The following is an 18,898-nucleotide window of genomic DNA, read 5'->3' as shown; positions in this document are numbered from 1 at the left end:
GATGCGCGCACTTCTCCAGATTGCCTTCCGAAACCTCCTGGCCCACCGAGAGCGGGGCCTGTTGCTGCTCATCGTGCTCGCGGGCGCCAGCGCCGTGCTGGTGGGCGTGATGTCCGTGAGCGCGGGCGTCGCCCGGGCGCAGCGCGAGGCGGTGAGGACCTTCCTCGCGGGCGACCTCAACGTCGGGGGTTACTTCAAGGAGCATCCCGACTCCATCTTCCCCGTGGTGGGTGACACCTCGCGGGTCCGCTCCGTCCTCCAGCCGCACGTGCCCGCGGAGTGCCAGGTGCGCGAGCGGGGCCGGGGCTCGGCCACCGCGGGCGCGGGACGGCACCGGGTGCGCTCGTACCTGATGAGCCTGGACGTCGCGGCCGAGGGCAACGCGGGCTTCCGGGTGCGCACCGGTTCGCTGGAAGCCCTCGCGCAGCCACGCACGGTGGCGCTGTCCACGTCGCTGGCGGAGCGGCTCCAGGTGGAGGTGGGCGAGCTGGCCACGCTCTTCGTGCAGATGCCCGGTGGCAAGCGCAACGCGGTGGACGTGGAGGTGGTGGCCCTGCTGGAGCGCGCGGGTGTCCTGGGCGAGTCCGCGGGGTTGCTGGTGTCCAACGCGATGCTGCGCGAGCTGTATGGCTTCCGTCCGGACTCGGCGAGCGTGATTCAGCTCCTCTGCGGCGACGGCACGGAGCTGGAGCCGCTGGCGGGGACGCTGCGTGGCGCGCTCCAGCAGGCCGGCTACGAGGTGCTGCCGCCCGCGCACGAGGCCTACGGCGACAAGCTGGGGCCCCTGCTGCGCGAGGGCTGGGCGGGCCAGAAGCTGGACGTGAGCACCTGGGAGGACGAGGCGGCCTTCCTCGACTTCGTGGGCCAGGGCCTGGGGCTGCTGCTGGTGCTGGTGGGCGCGGTGGTGTTCGGCGTCGTGGTGGTGGGGCTCTTCGTCTCGCTCAACGTGTCGGTCCGCGAGCGCACGCGGGAGATTGGAACGCTGCGCGCCATGGGCATGCAGCGCCGCTCGCTGGTGGCCGCCTTCATGCTGGAGGGGCTGCTGGTGGGGTGGGCGGCCTCGCTCGTGGGCGCTGGCATGGCGGCGGGTCTGGGGGTGCTCCTGCGTGACGTGCTGCCAGTGCCGGACGCGCTCTCCACCCTGTTCTTCAGCGGCACGTTGCCGCTGGCGCCCACCCTGGGGCACGTGGTGGCCGCGGTGCTCCTGGTGACGCTGGGCGCGGGCCTGGCTTCCATCGTCCCGGCTTTCCGGGCCGCTTCGCTTCCTCCTCGTTCCGCCATGGAGTCCTTGTGATGAACGCACGACGCCCGCTGTCCGTCCTGTTGCTCGGCTGGACCCTGCTGCTCCCGGCGGTGGCGCTCGCGGAGGCCCAGCCCAAGCTGGCGCCCGATGCCCTGCTGCGCCACATCGACGAGAAGATGTCCTTCACCAGCGACTACAAGGGCGTCATCCGCCTCTATGAGACGCGCAAGGACGGCGCCAAGCGGGCCATGGAGGTCCACGTCTACCGGCGCGAGGCCGACAACGACCTGCTCTTCCTCTCCACCAAGCCGCGGCACCTCGCGGGCATGGGGACGCTGCGCATCGGCCGCAACCTGTGGGACTACGAGGCGACGACGGGCTCGTGGCGGCGCAACACCCAGCGCACCAACCTGCTCAACACCTTCACCTGCGAGGCGGACTTCGACCGCTCGCGGCTGGCCGAGGACTACGCCGGCAAGGACGAGGGCGACGACACCGTCAACGGCGTGGCGTACCGCAAGCTGCTGCTGACGGCGAAGAACGACCAGGTGACGTTCCCGCTGATGCGCATCTGGGTGGACCCGCAGAACAACATCGTCAAGAAGGTGGGCTACACCGCGTCCGGCCGCACGCTGCGCACCGACATCGTGCGCAGCTACCAGCGCATCAAGGACCCGCTCTCCGGCAAGCATGTCCTCCACTACAAGGAAGTGCTGGAGACGGAGGAGCAGGAAGGCACGCAGATGGTGGTCCGCTACGACGAGGTGGTGTTGGCGCCGCTGGACGCCAACATCTTCACCAAGGCGTGGCTGGAGAGCCGCCTGCGCTGATTAGCCTCCCTGCCGCTTCAGCACCTCCAGGAGGTGGTTCGCCAGCTCCTGGACGCAGGGCTGCTGGAGCGTGCCGAAGTGGGAGCTGGCCAGCGGCACCACGTCGAGCTGCTCGCGCGTCAGGTGCCGCTCCCATCCCAGCGTGTCCCCGTGCAGGGCCCGTGACGGCGCGCTCGTGAAGAGCTGCACCCGGGCGCGCACGGACGGCACCTTCCAGCCCACCACCTGCGGCACCAGCACCTCGCCCAGCACGTGCCAGATGCGGCGCAGGTCGGCGGCGCGCGAGTGGGGGGCCAGCATGCCCAGCTCACGGCCCAGCGCCGTCACCCGCTCCCAGCGCGCGGCGTCGTCCAGCGGGGCGAGTTCCGCCTCCAGCGCGGCGTCCAGGACGCCGAACTCCTCCGCCATGGAGCGCACCGGGTCCTCCGCCGAGCCCTGAGGCCCTTCCACCGCGGGCAGGGCATCCACCAGGGCCAGCAGCTCCACGGTTTCGCCCTGCGCCTCCAGCGCCGCCGCGACGCCCAACGCCGGGTAGCCGCCGAACGAGTAGCCCGCGAAGCGGTAGGGGCCGTGTGGCTGCACCTCTTGGATGTCCCGCACGTACGCGGCGATGCGCGCGTCGAAGGTGGCGTGGCCGTGCTTCGACTGCGTCTCGGGGGCCTGGACGCCGTAGCACCGCAGGCCGGGCTCCAGCAGCGGGGTGAGGTTCCGGTAGTAGTGCAGCTCGCCGTCGGCGGGGTGGAACACGAAGAAGGGCGGCGCGGACTTCGGCGTCTGCTTGCCGGAGAGGGACACCACGCTGGAGCGCGGAGGGCCCTCGGCCAGCAGCTCATGCACGGCATCGGCCGTCTCACGGAACACCGGGTACTGGAAGAGCGTGGCCAGGGGGACGGGCACGCCCAGCTCCTCCTCCAGCCGGCTCAGCAGCCGCATCGCGAGGATGGAGTCGCCGCCCACCTGGAAGAAGTCATCACCCGCGCTGACGTCCGTGCGCCCCAGCACCTCGCGCCACAGCCGCTCCATCGCCATCTCCAGCGTGGTGCGGAAGGGCGTCTCCAGGTGCTCGCCCGGAGCCTCCTGCGCGGGCGGCACCGCGGGCTGCGCGGACAGGTCCGGCAGCGCCTGCCGGTCCACCTTGCCGTTGGCGTTGATGGGCAGCGCCTCCAGGACGACGAGGGCCGCGGGCACCATGTACGACGGCAGCCGCGCCGCGACGTGCTCACGCAGGGCGTCCGCGCGCACATGCTGGGGCGGTGCCTGGAGGAACGCCTGGAGCTGCGTCTGCCCGGAGCCGCCGGTGCGCGCCAGCACCACGGCTTCCTCGACGCCTGGGAACTGACGCAAGCAGGCCTCGATTTCGGCCAGCTCGACGCGGAAGCCTCGAATCTTGATTTGATGGTCCGCGCGGCCGAGGAAGCGCAGCCGCCCGTCCGGCAGCATCCGGGCCAGGTCACCCGTGTGGTACATGCGCGCGCCGGGCTCGGTGGCGAAGGGGTCGGGGATGAAGCGCTCGGCCGTCAGGTCCGGAGCGCCCAGGTAGCCCCGGGCCGGCGCCGCGCCGCCGATGTACACGCGCCCGGGCAGCCCTGGCAGCACCGGCTCCAGGTGCTCGTCGAGCAGGTGGATGCGCACGCGCGAGATGGGCCGGCCGATGGGGAAGGTGGCGTCGGTGCCCAGTCCCTCGGCGCCCGGGATGTCACAGGTGGCGGAGGTAATCGTGCACTCGGTGGGGCCGTAGACGTTGAGCCACGGGGCATGGCCACCGCCCACGCGCACCCAGGCTTCATACGTCTCGCGCTTGAGCACGTCGCCACCGGGCGCCAGCAGGCGAAGCCGCGCGGGCACTCGCTGGCCGTGGGACTCCATCTGGCGAATCCACTCCTCGATGTACGTGGGGGGCAGGCTGATGAGGGTGATGTCCGTCTCCTCCAGGTACGGCGTCATGACGTGCGCGGGCACCAGTCCGCTGCGCATCACCACCGTGGCGCCCACCACGAGCGGCGGGTAGAGGTCCTCGGCCGCCGCGTCGAAGCTGAGCGGCGCGAACTGGAGCATCCTGTCGCCTGGGCGCAAGCCGAAGCGCGCGGCCAGGGCGACGTTGTGGTTCACCACGCTGCGGTGCTCCACCATGACGCCCTTGGGCTCGCCGGTGGAGCCGGACGTGAAGACGATGTACGCCACTTGTGAGTCCGCGACGTGCCGGGGACCGGGCTCCAGGTCCTCGGCGATGTGCGCGGGCTGGGGCGGCACCTCCACGTCGGGCACCAGGCCCGCGTGTGCCTCCAGCGCCTCGGCATCGACCCACAGCCGCTGCACCCCTGAGCGCGTCAGCACCGAGCGCTTGCGAGGCTCCGGCCACCCCGCGTCCAGCGGGACGTAGGCACCGCCCGCCTTGAGGATGCCCAGCAGCGCGGCCATGCCCTGGTTGGAGGGCTCCATCACCACACCCACGCGCTCCTCGGGCTGCATGCCCCGGGAGAGCAGGCGCGCGGCCAGCGCGTTGGCGCGGGCGTTGAGCTCCGCGTAGCTCCACGTCGAATCGCCATGGGCCACGGCGGGGGCGTGTGGCGAGCGGCGCACCTGCGCCTCGAAGAGCGTGTGGATGCAGGCGCCCTCTGGAATGTCCTGCGGGCCACCATCCAACGTGGCCAGCACCTGCGCGCGCTGCTGCGAGGACAGCAGCGACAGCCGGGTCAGCGGCGCGTCCGGTGTGCGCACGGCCTCGGTGAGCAGTTGCTCGAAGGCGCGGGCCATGCGCTGTGCCGTGGCGGAGGTGAAGAGGGCGCTGTCGGTGGCGAGGAAGCCCAGCGTCCCGCCCTCGGGCCGTTCGATGAGGTGCAGCACCACGTCGTAGGCGGGGAAGATGCTCTCGCCGTCCAGGTACGTGGTACCCAGTCCGTTGAAGGACAGGGACGCGGGGCTGTCCAGCAGCAGCAGGGCCTGGGCCAGCGGCGGGGCGGTGCGAGGCGCATCCGGCTGCACCGCGTCCGCGATGCGCTTGAAGGGGACTTCCTGGTTCGCCGTGGCGTGCCCCACCACATCCCAGGCGCGGCGCAGGAGCGCGCGGAAGGACGGCGTGCCCGCCACCTCGGTGCATAGCGGCAGCACGTTGGCGAAGTAGCCCACCTGCCGCTCGGCGCCCGGCAGCACGCGGCCCGAGAAGGGTGACGCGACGACGACGTGCGGCTGCGAGCTGAGGCGGTGCAGCCACAGCTGCATCAGCGCGAGCACCGCGGTGAAGGGAGACACGCCCTCGCGCCGGGCCAGCGCGTGGAGCGCCGACATCGCCTCGGCGTCGAGGGACAGGGGCTCCGGCCGCATGTTCGCGTTCAGCGCGGGCGCGCGGCGAGGGAAGTCCAGCGGCAGGTCGAGGACGGACGGCGCGTGTGCCAGCGCGGCCTTCCAGGAGGCCACGGCGGCGTCCACCTCGAGCAGGTGCTCGGGGCTCCGCTGCCAGAGCGCGAAGTCCGCATACGTCCGCGCCGCCGGAGGCAGCAGCGGCGTGGTGCGCGCGTGTGCCGTGGTTCCGGCCCAGGCCTGGGCGAGTTCCTCCAGGAAGGCCCCCATTCCGATGCCGTCATTGACCAGATGGCTCATGGACGCGACGAGCACATGGCGCGTGCCACGGGTGTCCAGCCGTGCCAGCTCGAAGCGGTACAGCGGGCCCTGGTCCACGGCGAAGGGCTCGCGGTCATGCCGGGTGGCGATGGCGCGCGCGGCGTCCAGGGCCTCGGCGGCGGACAGGTGGGACAGGTCCGTCTGGACGAGCACCGGCCGGGTGATGGGATGCTCCTGGGTGAAGACGGCTCCGTGCTCCAGTCGGAAGGTGGTGCGCAGCGTGGCGTTGCGCTCCAGCACGGCCTCCAGGGCGGCCTCCAGACACGCGATGTCCAGCGTGCCGTCGAGCACCAGCGCAGCGACGACGACGAAGGGCGGCGCCTCCGGGAGCTGCATCGCGTACCAGAGGCGCTCCTGCACCAGGGACGCGGGGATGCGCTCCGGCCGCGCCTGGGGCATGGACTCCACACGCTCCGAGACCTTGGGGGACGCATCGATACGGGCCGCGAGCGCCGCCAGCGTGGGCGTGGCGAACAGCGTGGCCACGGGCAGCTCGACGCCCAACCGCTCCCGGACACGCGAGGCGAGCTGGACGGACAGCAGCGAGTGGCCTCCCAGCTCAAAGAAGTCGTCCCGGGCACCCACTCGCTGCACGCCCAGCAGCTCCTCCCAGAGCTGAGCCAGGGCGTGCTCGGTGGGCGTGGACGGTGAAACGAAATCCTCGTCCGAAGCCGCGGGGGCTTCCGGCGCGGGCAGTGCCTCCCGGTCCACCTTGCCATTGGCCGTCAGCGGAAGCCGAGCCAGCGCGACGAGCGCGGAGGGCACCATGTGTGCGGGCAGTCGCTGTGCCAGTGCTGCGCGCAGGGGCTCCGTCTCGGGCACCGCGTCGTGGCTGGTGACGTACCCGACCAACCGGGGGCCCGTGGTGCTGTCCTCACGGAGGACCACCACCGCGGCAGCGACACCCGGCAGCTCGATGAGCGCGGCTTCCACCTCGCCCGGCTCCACGCGGTGGCCACGCACCTTCACCTGGAAGTCCACGCGGCCCAGGTACTCCAGCACGTCCGACGGACGCAGACGCACCCGGTCGCCGGTGCGGTACATCCGCGCGCCCGGAACGGAGGAGAACGGGTCCGGCACGAAGCGCTCGGCGGTGAGCTCGGGCCTGCGCCAATACCCACGCGCGACGCCTTCGCCTCCGATGTAGAGCTCGCCAGGGACACCCGCCGGCACCGGCCCGAGGGCGGCGTCCAGGACATAGAGGCGCGTGTTGGCGATGGGACGGCCAATGGGCACCGCGCCTTCCACCGGCGTGTCTGCCTCCACGGCGTGGACGCAGCAGCCGACCACCGTCTCCGTGGGGCCGTACTCGTTGATGAGCCGCGTGCCCGGTGCGTGCTGCCGCCAGGGCTCCACGGTGGCGGAGGTGAGCGCCTCGCCACCGATGACGAAGGCGCGGGTACGGCCCGCGCGCGCCTCGGGCGGAAGCTGCGCGGCCAGCATCTGCAGGTGGGCAGGCGTCAGCTTCACCAGGCTGAAGTCCGCGCTCGTGCGGAGCGCAGTGGCCAGGCCTTCCACGCCGTCCTCTTCCGGAACGAGCGTCACGGACCTGCCCGCGGTGAGCGGCAGCAGCAGGCTGGTGACAGTGAGGTCGAAGGCCAGTGAGGAATGAACGGGGGCGCCCGCGCCGTCGTCGACGGCATACGCCTTCCGGGCCCAGTGCAGGTAGTTCACCACGCCCCGGTGCTCCACCATGACGCCCTTGGGCCGCCCGGTGCTGCCGGAGGTGTAGATGAGGTAGGCGAGGTCCTCCGCCGAAGAGGCGGATTCGAGCGTCACGTCCGACTCACGCCCGGCGGTGCGCTCCCATTCGGAGTCCAGGCACAGCACGAGCGCCTGCGAGACGGGCAGCGTGTCCGCCACCGCGTCCTCGGTGACGAGCACGGGCGCGCCGGTGTCCTCCAGCAGGAAGCTCAGCCGGGCGGGAGGCTGGGACGCATCCATCGGAACATAAGCGCCTCCCGCCTTCAGCACGCCGAGCACCGCCACGACCATGTCCACGGAACGGCGGAGGCACAGGCCCACCAGTGTCTGGCTCCGGACGCCCATCCGCCGCAGGTACCGCGCGAGCCGGTTGGCACGTGCATCCAGTTGGCCGTAGGTCATCACCTCCGCGTCGTGCAGGACGGCGGGGGCATCTGGCGTGCGCGCGGCCTGGGCCTCGAACAGCGCATGGACGGTGTGCTCGCGCGGGAAGTCCGCGCCCGTGTCGTTCCACGTCCGGAGCAGGTGCACTCGCTCACTCGCGGGCAGCAGCTCCAGCGCGGATATCGCGGTGTCCGGCGCTTCCAGCGCGTGCTGGAGCAACCGGACGTAATGTCCCATGAGTCGCTGTGCGGTGGTGGGCTCGAACAGCTCGGTGCCGTAGCGCAGCGCCAGGGTGTAGCCGGTGGAGGATTCAGCGACCCACAGCGACAGGTCGAACGGACTGGTGAGCAGCTCCGGCTGGAGCGGCCGGGCGCGCAGGTCCGGGAAGGCGTCCGCCAGCGTGCGGTCCGCGCGCACCAGGTCGAACATCACCTGGAACAGCGGCGAGTGCCCGGCGGAGCGCTCCACGCCCAACGCCTGGACGACTCGGTCCAGCGGAACGTCCTGGTGCGCCAGCGCTTCCAACGTGGTGGCGCGCACGCCGGCCACCAGCGAGGCGAAGGACACATCCGGCGCCACGGGTGTGCGCAGCGCCACGGTGTTGAGCATCAGCCCGACCACACCCTCCAGCGCTGGATGCGTGCGGCCGGAGACAGGCGTGCCGACGCAGAAGTCCTCCTGGCCGGAGTAACGGTGGAGCAGCGCCGAGAACGCGGACAGCAGCACCATGTACGGCGTCGCCTGGTGCTCGCGGCAGAAGGACTGGAGCGCGCGCACCGTGTCGGTGGACAGGGCGTGGCCCTGGGTGATGGCGCCCGTGAGCAGTGGCGATGCGGGCCGAGGTTTGTCCGGGGTGAGCCGCAGCAGGCCGGGCACGCCTTCGAGCTTCTGCTTCCAGTAGGCGAGCTGGGCCTCGTCCCGTTCCCGAGCAGGAGGGGTGCGCAGCCACGCGGCGATGTCCGCATGCTCCAGCCGGGGCGTCGGCAGCGTGGGCGTGCGGCGTTGATGGAACGCCGCGTAGGCTTCGCCCAGCTCGCGCACCAGGACGTCCAGTGACAGCCCGTCCACCACGAGGTGATGGAAGGCGAGCAGCAGGACGTGCTGCTCCGGCGCCGTGCGCAGCAGCCGGAATCGATAGAGCGGGCCGCGCGCCAGGTCGAAGGATGCGTGAACCGCGTCCCGGGCCCACTGCGCCGCGGACGGCGCTTCTTCCACCTCCAAGACGCGTGGAGGCACGGGGCACAGCACGGGCGCCGGAAGGCCGTCGCGCGCCGGCACGGCGAGCCGCAGCACCGGATGCCTTGTCACCAGCCAGCGCAAGGCGTCTTCCATCGCCGCCACGTCCAGAGGACCGTCCAGCTCCACCGCCTCCGCGAGGTGATAGGCGCTGGTGCCCGGATGGAGCTGCTGCACGAACCACAGCCGCTCCTGCGTGGGAGACAGGACCAACGCGGCGTCCGCTGGACGCGGCACGGGCGCGGGGAGCGGGGCCGCGCCGTCACGCCGCGTCTCCAACTCGCGCGCGAGGCCCGCGACGGTGGGCTCGGTGAAGAACGCCTGGAGTGGGAACTCCACGTCGAACGCCTGTCGCACTCGCGCCACCAGTCGCGTGGCGGCCAGCGAGTGACCTCCGATGTGGAAGAAGTCGTCCTCGCGCCGCACCTGCGGCAGGCCCAGCACCTGGCAGAACAGCAGGGCGAGCAGCTCCTCGACGGCGCCACGGGGACGCGCTTCGGGCGCGGCCTCCGGCTCGATGTCCGGGATGGGCAGGGCCGCCAGTGCCTTGCGGTCCACCTTGCCACTGGTCGTCATCGGCAGGGCGGTCAGCACCGTGAAGCGCGAGGGCACCAGGGCTTCGGGCAGCGCGCGCGACAGCCCTTCGCGGAGCCGGGACTCGACGCCGGCAGCCGTGTCTTCCAGCACGAGGAACGCCTCCAGGCGTGCATCTCGCTGAGCGCCGCGCACCACCACCGATGCCTGCCTCACACCGGGCTGGCGCAGGAGGGCGGCCTCCACTTCCTCCAGCTCTACGCGGACGCCGCGCACCTTCACCTGGAAGTCGGTGCGCCCCAGGAAGCCGAGCGAGCCATCCCCGTTCCACCGCACCCGGTCACCCGTGCGGTACAGGCGGCCACCCTCCCTGCCGGAGAAGGCGTCTGGGATGAAGCGCTCGGCGGTGAGGTCCGGCCGGTCGCGGTAGCCACGGCCCAGGCAGGTACCGCCGATGTAGAGCTCGCCGGGGACTCCCGGCGGCACCGGAGCGCCGTTCGCATCCAGGACGTACAGCCGGCACCGGTCCAGCGGACGGCCCAGGCGCACGGGACGGTCGGGCAGCGTGATTTCCGCCGCGACGTTGATGCTCGTCTCCGTGGGGCCATAGGTGTTGACCAGCCGCGTGTCGGTGAGCGCGAGCTGCCGCACCAACGGGTCTGGCAGCACCTCGCCGCCCGTCACGAGCACCTTGAGCGAGCGGAACGCATCCGCGGCACCGGGCTCCTCCAGCGCGGTGGCCAGCGAGGACGGCGTGATGACGACATGGGTGATGCCGTGGCCGAGGATGTCGCGGCCCAGGCCCAGAGGGCCCACTTCGCGCAACACGGTGCGCGCGCCACGGGTGATGCTGAAGAGCAGCTCCTCCAGGTGGATGTCGAAGGAGAGGCTTCCCGACGACGCCCAGCAGTCTCCCGGCTGTGTGGCGTAGTACGTGTCGAACGCCGCGAAGCAGTGGACGACGTTGCGGTGGGTGAGCTCCACGCCCTTGGGCTCGCCCGTGGAGCCGGACGTGTAGAGCAGATAGGCGAGGTGCTCGGCGCGCGGGGGGCGGGGGACGGCCACGACGTCTCCACGCACGTCGGGCGATACGAGGGGAACCCCAGGCTCCACGCCCGCGAAGAGTCCCGGGCGGCTGACAACGAGCCGTGCACGGGCCTGGCGCAGCAGCGCCGCGCGGCGAGCGGGTGGATGCGACGCCTCCAGGGGGAGGCAGCCCGCGCCACTGATGAAGATGGCGACCAGGGACACCACCGCGTCCAGTGAGCGCTCCAGGCACAGGCCCACCACGGTTTCGGGCCCCGCGCCCGCGGCGGACAGGTGTGCCGCGAGCCGCGACGCCCGGGTGTGCAGCTCCCGGAACGTGAGCGTACCTTCCGGCGCCACCACCGCTGGCGCGTCCGGCGTGCGGGCCACCTGGGCCTCGATGAGGGACACGATGGTCCCCTCCGAGTCGAAGGGGCGCTCGGTGGCGTTAAAGCCTTGGAGCACCTGCTCGCGTTCGGTGGCGGAGAGCAGGGACAACTCACCCACGGACGTGCGAGGCGCGGCCACCGCGTGGGCCAGGAGCTGCACGTAGTGGTTGCGCAGTCGCTCCACGGTGCCGGGCTCGAACAGGTCGGTGCTGTACTGGAAGTAGACCTCGAAGCCCTCGCCCACCTCGATGGCGGTGAGGAAGAGGTCGACCTCGCACGTCCATGTCTCGATGGGGACGCGCCGTGCACCCAGGGCATGGAAGCCACTGGCGGCGGACAGCTCGGTGCGATGCAGGTCGAACATCACCTGCACGAGCGGCGCGTGCCCCGGGCTGCGCTCCACGCCCACGGCGCGCACCAGTTGCTCGAAGGGCACGTCCTGATGCGAGAGCGCGTCCAGCGTGGTAGCGCGGACCTGGGCAAGGAGCGAGGCGAAGGAGGTGGACGCGTCCACTTGCGTGCGCAGAGGCACGGTGTTGGCGAGCAGTCCCACGACGCCTTCGAGTGAAGGGTGGGTGCGGCCGGAGACGGGCGTGCCGACGCAGAAATCGTCCTGCTGGGAGTAGCGGTACAGCAGCGCGGCGAACGCGGCGTACAGCACCATGAACGGCGTGACCTGCTGTTGCCGGCACAGCGCTCGCAGGCTCTCGGAGAGAGACGGCGGCAGCGGGTGGTAGCCGGTGTTGTCGCCCCGGTGCGTGAGGACGGCGGGGCGCGGCTTGTCGGTGGGGAGCTGAAGCAGCTCCGGCGCATCGGAGAGCCGTTGCTTCCAGTAGTCGAGCTGAGCCGTGTCGCGAGCGCGGACAGGCTTGGAGCGCTGCCAACTGGCCACGTCCGCGTAGTGCAGCGCCACCGGGGCCAGCGTGGGCGCATGGCCCTGCTGGAAGGCGGCATACGCCTCGCCCAGTTCGCGCATGAGCAGGCCCGCGGACAGCGCGTCGCTCACCAGGTGGTGGAAGACGACGACCAGCACATGCCGCGCTTGCTCGGCTTCGAGCAGCAGGAATCGATACAGCGGACCGTGCTCCACATCGAACGGCCGATTGCCTTCTTCCGTCAGGCGCCGAGCCTGACGGGCCTGGGCGTCCGCCCCCGGCGTCAGGGGCTCCACCTGAAGCACGCTGGCGGGGACCGGGGACACGTTCGCCTGCGGCTGACCCTGTCGTGAGGACACGGTGGTGCGCAGCACCGGATGGCGCTCCAGCAACCACCGCGCCGCCGCATCCAGCGCGGCCACGTCCACCGAGCCCGTCCACTCCGCGGCCTGTCCGACGACATGAGCACCGGAGTCCGGCTGGAGCTGGTGGATGAACCAGAGCCGCTCCTGAGCCTGGGAGAGCGAAGGCGCCGAGTCAGAAGGCGCCGGAGGCGGAAGCGAGGAGGAGTCGCGCTGAAGCGAAGCGACTTCCAGCGCGAGGCCCGCGACGGAAGGGGAGGTGAAGAGGGCGGAGAGGGGAAGCTGGACGCCCAGGGAGTGGCGGACGCGAGCTACCAGCCGGGTGGCGGAGAGCGAATGGCCACCGAGGTGGAAGAAGCTGGCCTCCCGCTCGATGCGCTCGAGGCCGAGGACCTGGCAGAAGAGCTGAGCAAGCAACTCCTCGAGGGGGCCGCGAGGAGGCCCACCTTCGGAGAGGGAAGGGGCCTCGTCGAGAGGAAGCGCGGCGAGGGCCTTGCGGTCGAGCTTGCCGGTGGAGGTGAGAGGAAGCTGGGCCCGAAGGACCCAGCGAGAGGGAAGCATGAAGGCCGGGAGGAGACGAGCGAGGGCGGCCTGAAGGGAGTGGACGTCGGTGTCGGGAGAAGCGGGGACGACCCAGGCGGCGAGCCAGGAGTCGGAGGGCCCGCGTCGCTGGACGGTGACGGCGGCGGAGCGAACGCCAGGGAGCGAGGCGAGGGCGGCTTCGACCTCGCCCAACTCGATGCGCATGCCGCGCACCTTCACCTGGAAGTCGACGCGGCCCAGGAAGCCCAGGGTTCCGTCGGCATTCCAGCGGCCCCGGTCTCCCGTCCGGTAGAGGCGCGCGCCCGGCGTGGTGCTGAAGGGATGCGGGATGAAGCGCTCGGCGGTGAGGTCCGCGCGTCCCACGTAGCCACGACCGACGCCCGTGCCGCCGATGTAGAGCTCCCCTGGGACACCCGGAGGCAGCGGCTGGAGCGCGTCGTCCAGGACGTACACCTCCATGTTGGCCTTGGGCGTGCCGATGGGCGTGCTGGCGCTCGCGGGCGGAGCGTGCATGCGCCAGAGGGTGGCGGTGTCCGCGCACTCGGCGGGGCCGTAGGCGTTGACCAGTGGCAGGCCGGGGTGGCGCTCGAACCACGCACGGCAGATCGAAGGCGGCAGGGCCTCGCCAATGGTGAGCATCTGGCGAAGGGCGGGCAGCGGCGCCTCTCCAGGCTCCTCGAGCAGGGCCTGGAGCAGCGAGGGCACCAGCTCCACGGTGGTGGCCCCCGCTTGCTGCAAGGCCGCGATGAGCCGGGCGGGCTCACGCACCACGTCGTCATCCACGACGCAGGTCGTCCCTCCGGCGGCCAGCGCTCCCAGCATCTGCCAGATGGAGATGTCAAAGGAGAGGGGCGCCGTCTGCGCGAGCACGTCGGACGCGCCAAGTTGCAGCGAGTGCTGCATGCCCAGCAGGTGGTTGAGCATGCCGCGGTGGTCCACCATGACGCCCTTGGGCGTGCCAGTGGAGCCGGAGGTGAAGAGGACGTAGGCCAGTGAGTCCGGCGTCGCGAAGGAAGGCAGCGGCGCGTCAGATTCGGCCTCCAGGTTCTGGAGCGACAGCACGCGCGGCCGATGCTCGAGCGGAATCTCCGCGAGCACCTCGGTGAGCAGCGCCTCGACAGGGCCCAGGGGAAGGACGAAGGGCGCGCGGCTCTCCAGCAGCAGCCGTGCGAGGCGCGCCGCGGGCAGTTGAGCGTCCAGCGGGAGGTAGGCGGCACCGGCCTTGTGCAGCGACAGCAGCGCGCGGACGGTGGCCTCGGAGCGGCGGCCGAGGACGGCCACCACGGACTCGTGCCCAACGCCCTGGGCGCGAAGCGTGCGCGCGGCGCGAAGACTCAGGGCCTCCAGTTGCGCGTAGGTCCACTGCGCGTCGGCGGAGGCAAGCGCCAGCCGTTCGGGCGTGTTGCGCGCATGGGCGCTGATGCGCTCAGGCAGGCAGGTGTCCAGGTCGAAAGCCAGCGGCGCGGGACGGGCGTGGCGAAGCACCAGCGCCTGCTCGTCGGACGATAGCAGGGACAGCCGCGACAGCGGCAGGTTCGGTTCGGCCAGCGCCTGGGTGAGCAGACGCTGATAGTGCTCCATCATCCGTCGAGCGGTCTCCGGCTCGAACAGCTCGCCGCTGTAGCGGAGGAAGAGCTCGAAGCTCCCTGCCTGCTCGATGACGCTCAACGCGAGGTCGAACGGGCTGGCGCGAATGTCGACGGGGACCGGGCGCGCATCCAGCTCCGCGAATGCATCCGCGAGTGACCCCTGCACCCGGTGCAGGTCGAACATCACCTGGTACAGGGGCGCATGACTGAGGCTGCGCTCCACGCCGAGCGCATGGACCAGTTGCTCGAAGGGTACGTCCTGATGCGAGAGCGCATCCAGCGTGGTGGAGCGGACCTGGGCAATGAGCGAAGCGAAGGAGGTGGACGCATCCACCTGCGTGCGCAGAGGCACGGTGTTGGCGAGCAGACCGACGACACCTTCGAGCGAAGGGTGGGTGCGGCCGGAGACGGGCGTGCCGACGCAGAAGTCGTCCTGTTGGGAGTAGCGGTACAGCAGCGCGGCGAACGCGGCGTACATCACCATGAACGGCGTGGCTTCGTGTTCACGGCAAGCGCGCTGCACAGTGTCCGTCAGCGCGGCAGGCAGTGCCTGGGTCCCCGTGGAGGCGCCCTGGTGCGTGAGGACGGCGGGGCGCGGCTTGTCGGTGGGCAGTTGGAGCAGCTCCGGCGTGCCGGAGAGCCGCTGCTTCCAGTAGTCGAGCTGGGCCGTGTCGCGCGCATGGACAGGTTCGGAGCGCTGCCAGTTGGCCACGTCCGCGTAGTGCAGCGCCACCGGGGCCAGCGTGGGCGCATGACCCTGCTGGAAGGCGGCATACGCTTCACCCAGCTCGCGCAGCAGGATGTCCAGCGAGAGGCCGTCCACCACCAGGTGATGGAACACGGCCAGCAGCACGTGCCGGTCCTCCCCTACGTCGAGCAGCAGAAAGCGGTACAGCGGTCCCTGCTCCAGCGAGAAGGGCCGCCATGATTCCTGCTGAAGCCGAAGCTCCAGTGCCTCGGGGGCCGCGCGCAGGGCTTCGACTTGAAGCACACGCGCGGGAACGGAGGACACCTCGACGCGCGCCTGTCCCTGCTGTGACACCACGGTGGTACGCAGCACGGGATGGCGCTCCAACAGCCACCGCACCGCCGCATCCAGCGCGTCGGCGCTCACCGTGCCGCGAAGCTCGACGGCCTGGGGGATGTGGTAGGCGCCCGAGCCCGGCTGGAGCTGATGGATGAACCAGAGGCGCTCCTGGGCCTGGGAGAGCGAAGGCGCCGAGTCAGAAGGCGCCGGAGGCGGAAGCGAGGACGAGGAGCGCTGAAGCGAAGCGACTTCCAGCGCGAGGCCCGCGACGGAAGGGGAGGTGAAGAGGGAGGAGAGGGGAAGCTGGACGCCCAGGGAGTGGCGGACGCGGGCTACCAGCCGGGTGGCGGAGAGCGAATGGCCACCGAGGTGGAAGAAGCTGGCCTCCCGCTCGATGCGCTCGAGGCCGAGGACCTGGCAGAAGAGTTGAGCAAGCAGTTCCTCAAGGGGGCCGCGAGGAGGCCCACCTTCGGAGAGGGAAGGGGCCTCGTCGAGAGGAAGCGCGGCGAGGGCCTTGCGGTCGAGCTTGCCGGTGGAGGTGAGAGGAAGCTGGGCCCGAAGGACCCAGCGAGAGGGAAGCATGAAGGCCGGGAGGAGACGAGCGAGGGCGGCCTGAAGGGAGTGGACGTCGGCGTCGGGAAAAGCGGGGACGACCCAGGCGACGAGCCAGGAGTCGGAGGGCCCGCGTCGCTGGACGGTGACGGCGGCGGAGCGGACGCCGGGGAGCGAGGCGAGGGCGGCTTCGACCTCGCCCAGCTCGATGCGCATGCCGCGCACCTTCACCTGGAGGTCGGCGCGAGAGACGAACTGGAGCACGCCGTCCGGCAACCAGCGCCCCAGGTCTCCCGAGCGGTAGAGGCGCGCGCCCGGCGTGGCGCTGAAAGGGTGCGGAACGAAGCGCTCGGCGGTGAGGTCCGCGCGTCCCACGTACCCACGGGCCACGCCCAGGCCGCCCAGGTACAGTTCGCCCACGACGCCGACCGGAACAGGCTGGAGGGCGTCGTCCAGCACGTACACCTCCATGTTGGCCTTGGGCGTGCCGATGGGGGTGAAGCTGCCTTCAGGGGCCTCGTTGATGAAGTGGAGGCTGGCGACGTCCGAGCTCTCCGTCGGGCCGTAGGCGTCCGCCATCCGGCAGCCCGGGCAGCGCTCCAGCCAGGTCCGGCACAGCGCGGGCGGCACGGGCTCTCCGCCGAGCACCACCCAGCGCATGTCTGGGAAGTCCTGCTCCGGACGAGCGCCCTCCAGGATGGCCTGGAGGACGGAGGGCACCATCTCCATGACGGTGGCGCGGCCCTGCTCCAGCGCGTCGGCGAGCCGGGGCGGATCCCTCATCACGTCGTCTTCGATGAGGTACGTGGTGCCGCCACCGGGCAGCGCGCCCAACATCTGCCAGATGGAGATGTCGAAGCTGAGCGCGGCAATCTGGGCCACGACGTCATACCCGTCCAGGCCCAGCGCCTCGCGCATGCCCAGCAGGTGGTTGAGCATGCCGCGGTGGTCCACCATGACGCCCTTGGGCGTGCCGGTGGAGCCGGAGGTGAAGAGGACGTAGGCCAGCGAGTCCGGCGTGGCACGCGGCGACAGCCGCTCCGCGCTCTGCGACTCGAGTCCCTCCAGCGACAGCACCCGAGGCCGCCGGGCCTCGGGCACGCCCGCGAGTACCTCCGACAGCAAGGCCTCGTCCGTGCCCAGCGGGAGCACGAACGGCGCGCGGCTCTCCTCCAGGAGTCGGGCCAGCCGAGCCGCGGGGAGCTGCGCGTCCAGCGGAAGGTACGCGCCGCCCGCCTTGTGAATCGACAGCAGCGCGCGCACGGTGGCTTCGCTGCGGCGCCCGAGCACGGCCACCACGGACTCCAGGCCGACGCCCTGGGACACCAGCCGTCGCGCGGCGCGGTTGGTGTGGGCTTCCAGCTCCGCATAGGTCCACCGGGCGCTGGAGGACGCCAGGGCCACCTGGTCCGGCGTGCGCGCGGCCTGGGCGGAGAAGTGCTCGGGGAAGGCGGCTTCCAGCGGGAAGGGCCGGCGCGGCGGGTTCGAGTCCGCCAGCACGCGGGCGCGCTCCGCATCAGGCAGCAGCGACAGCGCATCCACGCGCGTGTCCGGCGCGCGCAGCGCATGCGTGAGGAGCTGGAGATAGTGGCCCAGCATCCGCCGCACCGTGGCGGCCTCGAAGAGGTCGGTGCTGTAGCGGGCGAACAGCTCGAAGCCGGACGCGCTCTCGAAGAGCGTGACGTGCAGGTCGAACTCGCACGCGCCCGTGTCCATGGGGAGGTCGCGGGCCTCCGGGAAGGCGCCCGCCAGGGAATGCTCCACGCGGTACAGGTCGAACATCACCTGGAACAGCGGGGAGTGGCTGAGGCTCCGCTCCACGCCCAGGGCCTGCACCAACCGCTCGAAGGGGAGGGCCTGGTGGCCCAGCGCATCCAGCGTGGTGGCGCGAACCTGGTCGAGCAGCGCGGTGAAGGCATCCGCCGCGGTGACGCGCGTGCGCAGCACCACCGTGTTGACGAACAGGCCGACCAGCCCCTCCAGGGACGGGTGCGTGCGCCCGGAGACCGGCGTGCCGACGCAGAAGTCGTCCTGCCGCGAGTACCGGTACAGCAGCGCCGCGAAGGCCGCGTACAGCGTCATGAACGGCGACACCTGCCGTTCCCGGCTGAAGGCGCGCAGCGCGCCCGTGAGCGAGGCGGGGAGGGCGATGCGCTCCGTCAGCGCCCCCCGGTCCGACCGCCGCACGGGCCGAGGCTTGTCGGTGGGCAGCTCCAGCCCCTGCACGGCGCCTTCGAGCTGCCGCTTCCAGAAGGCCATCAGCTCCGGTTCATTCGCGGCGGCGTCGGGCGTGTGCTGCCAAGCGGCGGCATCCGCGTACTCCAGCGGGAGCGCCGTCAGCGCGGGGACTTCACCCCGGGCGTGCGCGGCATGGAGCACACCCAGCTCGCGCATCAACACGTTGATGGACGCGCCGTCGGTGACCAGGTGGTGGAACACCAGGACCAGCACCTGCCGCTGGCTGGAGAGCTTCAGCAGCCGGAAGCGGTACAGCGGCCCCTGCTCCAGGTCGAACGGCCGGGAGGCTTCTTCGCGCAGCCTGCGCGACCACTGGGCCTCGCTCGCGCCCGTCGCATCCTCCACGTCGAGGACGCGCTCGGGCAGGTCCAGGTAGCGTACCTGGGGACGGCCGCCCTCGGCGGGGAAGCGGGCTCGCAGCAGGGGATGGCGCGACAGCAGGGCCCGCAGCGCCGCGTCGAGCGCGCCCGCGTCCACGGGGGACTCCAGCATCGCGGCCCACGGCACCACGTAGGTCGCGGTGTCCGGGCGGAGCTGGTGCAGGAACCACATGCGCTCCTGCGCGGGCGACAGCACGTCGGCCGTCCCCGCCGGGCGGCGCGAGGGGCCCACCACGTTCCGCTGTGGCGAGGAGGGCGCGGCGCTCCCCGTGCCGGGGTTCTTGCGCTGCTCCAGCAACTTGCGCAATTGCTCGCGCTTCGCGGCGGCGAGGGAGTCGGAGTCGGATCGCGAGGTCATGAAGTCGGAT

General features: G+C 71.5%; 3 protein-coding genes. 2 read left to right on the top strand and 1 reads right to left on the bottom strand.

Annotation, left to right across the window (positions count from 1 at the left end; genetic code table 11):
- Position 1: 1 nt before the first annotated feature.
- Both BLU09_RS00330 and BLU09_RS00325 read left to right on the top strand, forming a co-directional pair.
- Entirely contained in the window at positions 2 to 1,294 is a 1,293-nt protein-coding gene (locus BLU09_RS00330) for an ABC transporter permease (protein ID WP_090484203.1), read from the top strand.
- Positions 1,294 to 2,073 carry an outer membrane lipoprotein-sorting protein gene (locus BLU09_RS00325; protein ID WP_228557938.1) on the top strand — a complete coding sequence of 260 codons (780 nt, stop codon included), beginning with the start codon at positions 1,294 to 1,296 and terminating at the stop codon, positions 2,071 to 2,073. Before BLU09_RS00330 ends, BLU09_RS00325 begins: the two co-directional genes overlap by 1 nt.
- On the opposite strand, the gene BLU09_RS00320 is transcribed toward BLU09_RS00325, so the two are convergent.
- Positions 2,074 to 18,888 carry a non-ribosomal peptide synthetase gene (locus BLU09_RS00320; protein WP_090484199.1) on the bottom strand — a complete coding sequence of 5,605 codons (16,815 nt, stop codon included), beginning with the start codon at positions 18,886 to 18,888 and terminating at the stop codon, positions 2,074 to 2,076. It lies immediately after the preceding gene.
- Positions 18,889 to 18,898 lie beyond the last annotated feature (10 nt).

Source organism: Myxococcus virescens, assembly GCF_900101905.1.
Lineage (GTDB): Bacteria > Myxococcota > Myxococcia > Myxococcales > Myxococcaceae > Myxococcus > Myxococcus virescens.
This window is presented reverse-complemented; position numbering and strand designations above follow the sequence as displayed.

Bases quoted from the DNA above. Each gene is read 5' to 3' on its own strand.
- BLU09_RS00330 (WP_090484203.1), top strand. From the start codon at position 2: ATGCGCGCACTTCTCCAGATTGCCTTCCGAAACCTCCTGGCCCACCGA.
- BLU09_RS00325 (WP_228557938.1), top strand. From the start codon at position 1,294: ATGAACGCACGACGCCCGCTGTCCGTCCTGTTGCTCGGCTGGACCCTG.
- BLU09_RS00320 (WP_090484199.1), bottom strand. From the start codon at position 18,888: ATGACCTCGCGATCCGACTCCGACTCCCTCGCCGCCGCGAAGCGCGAG.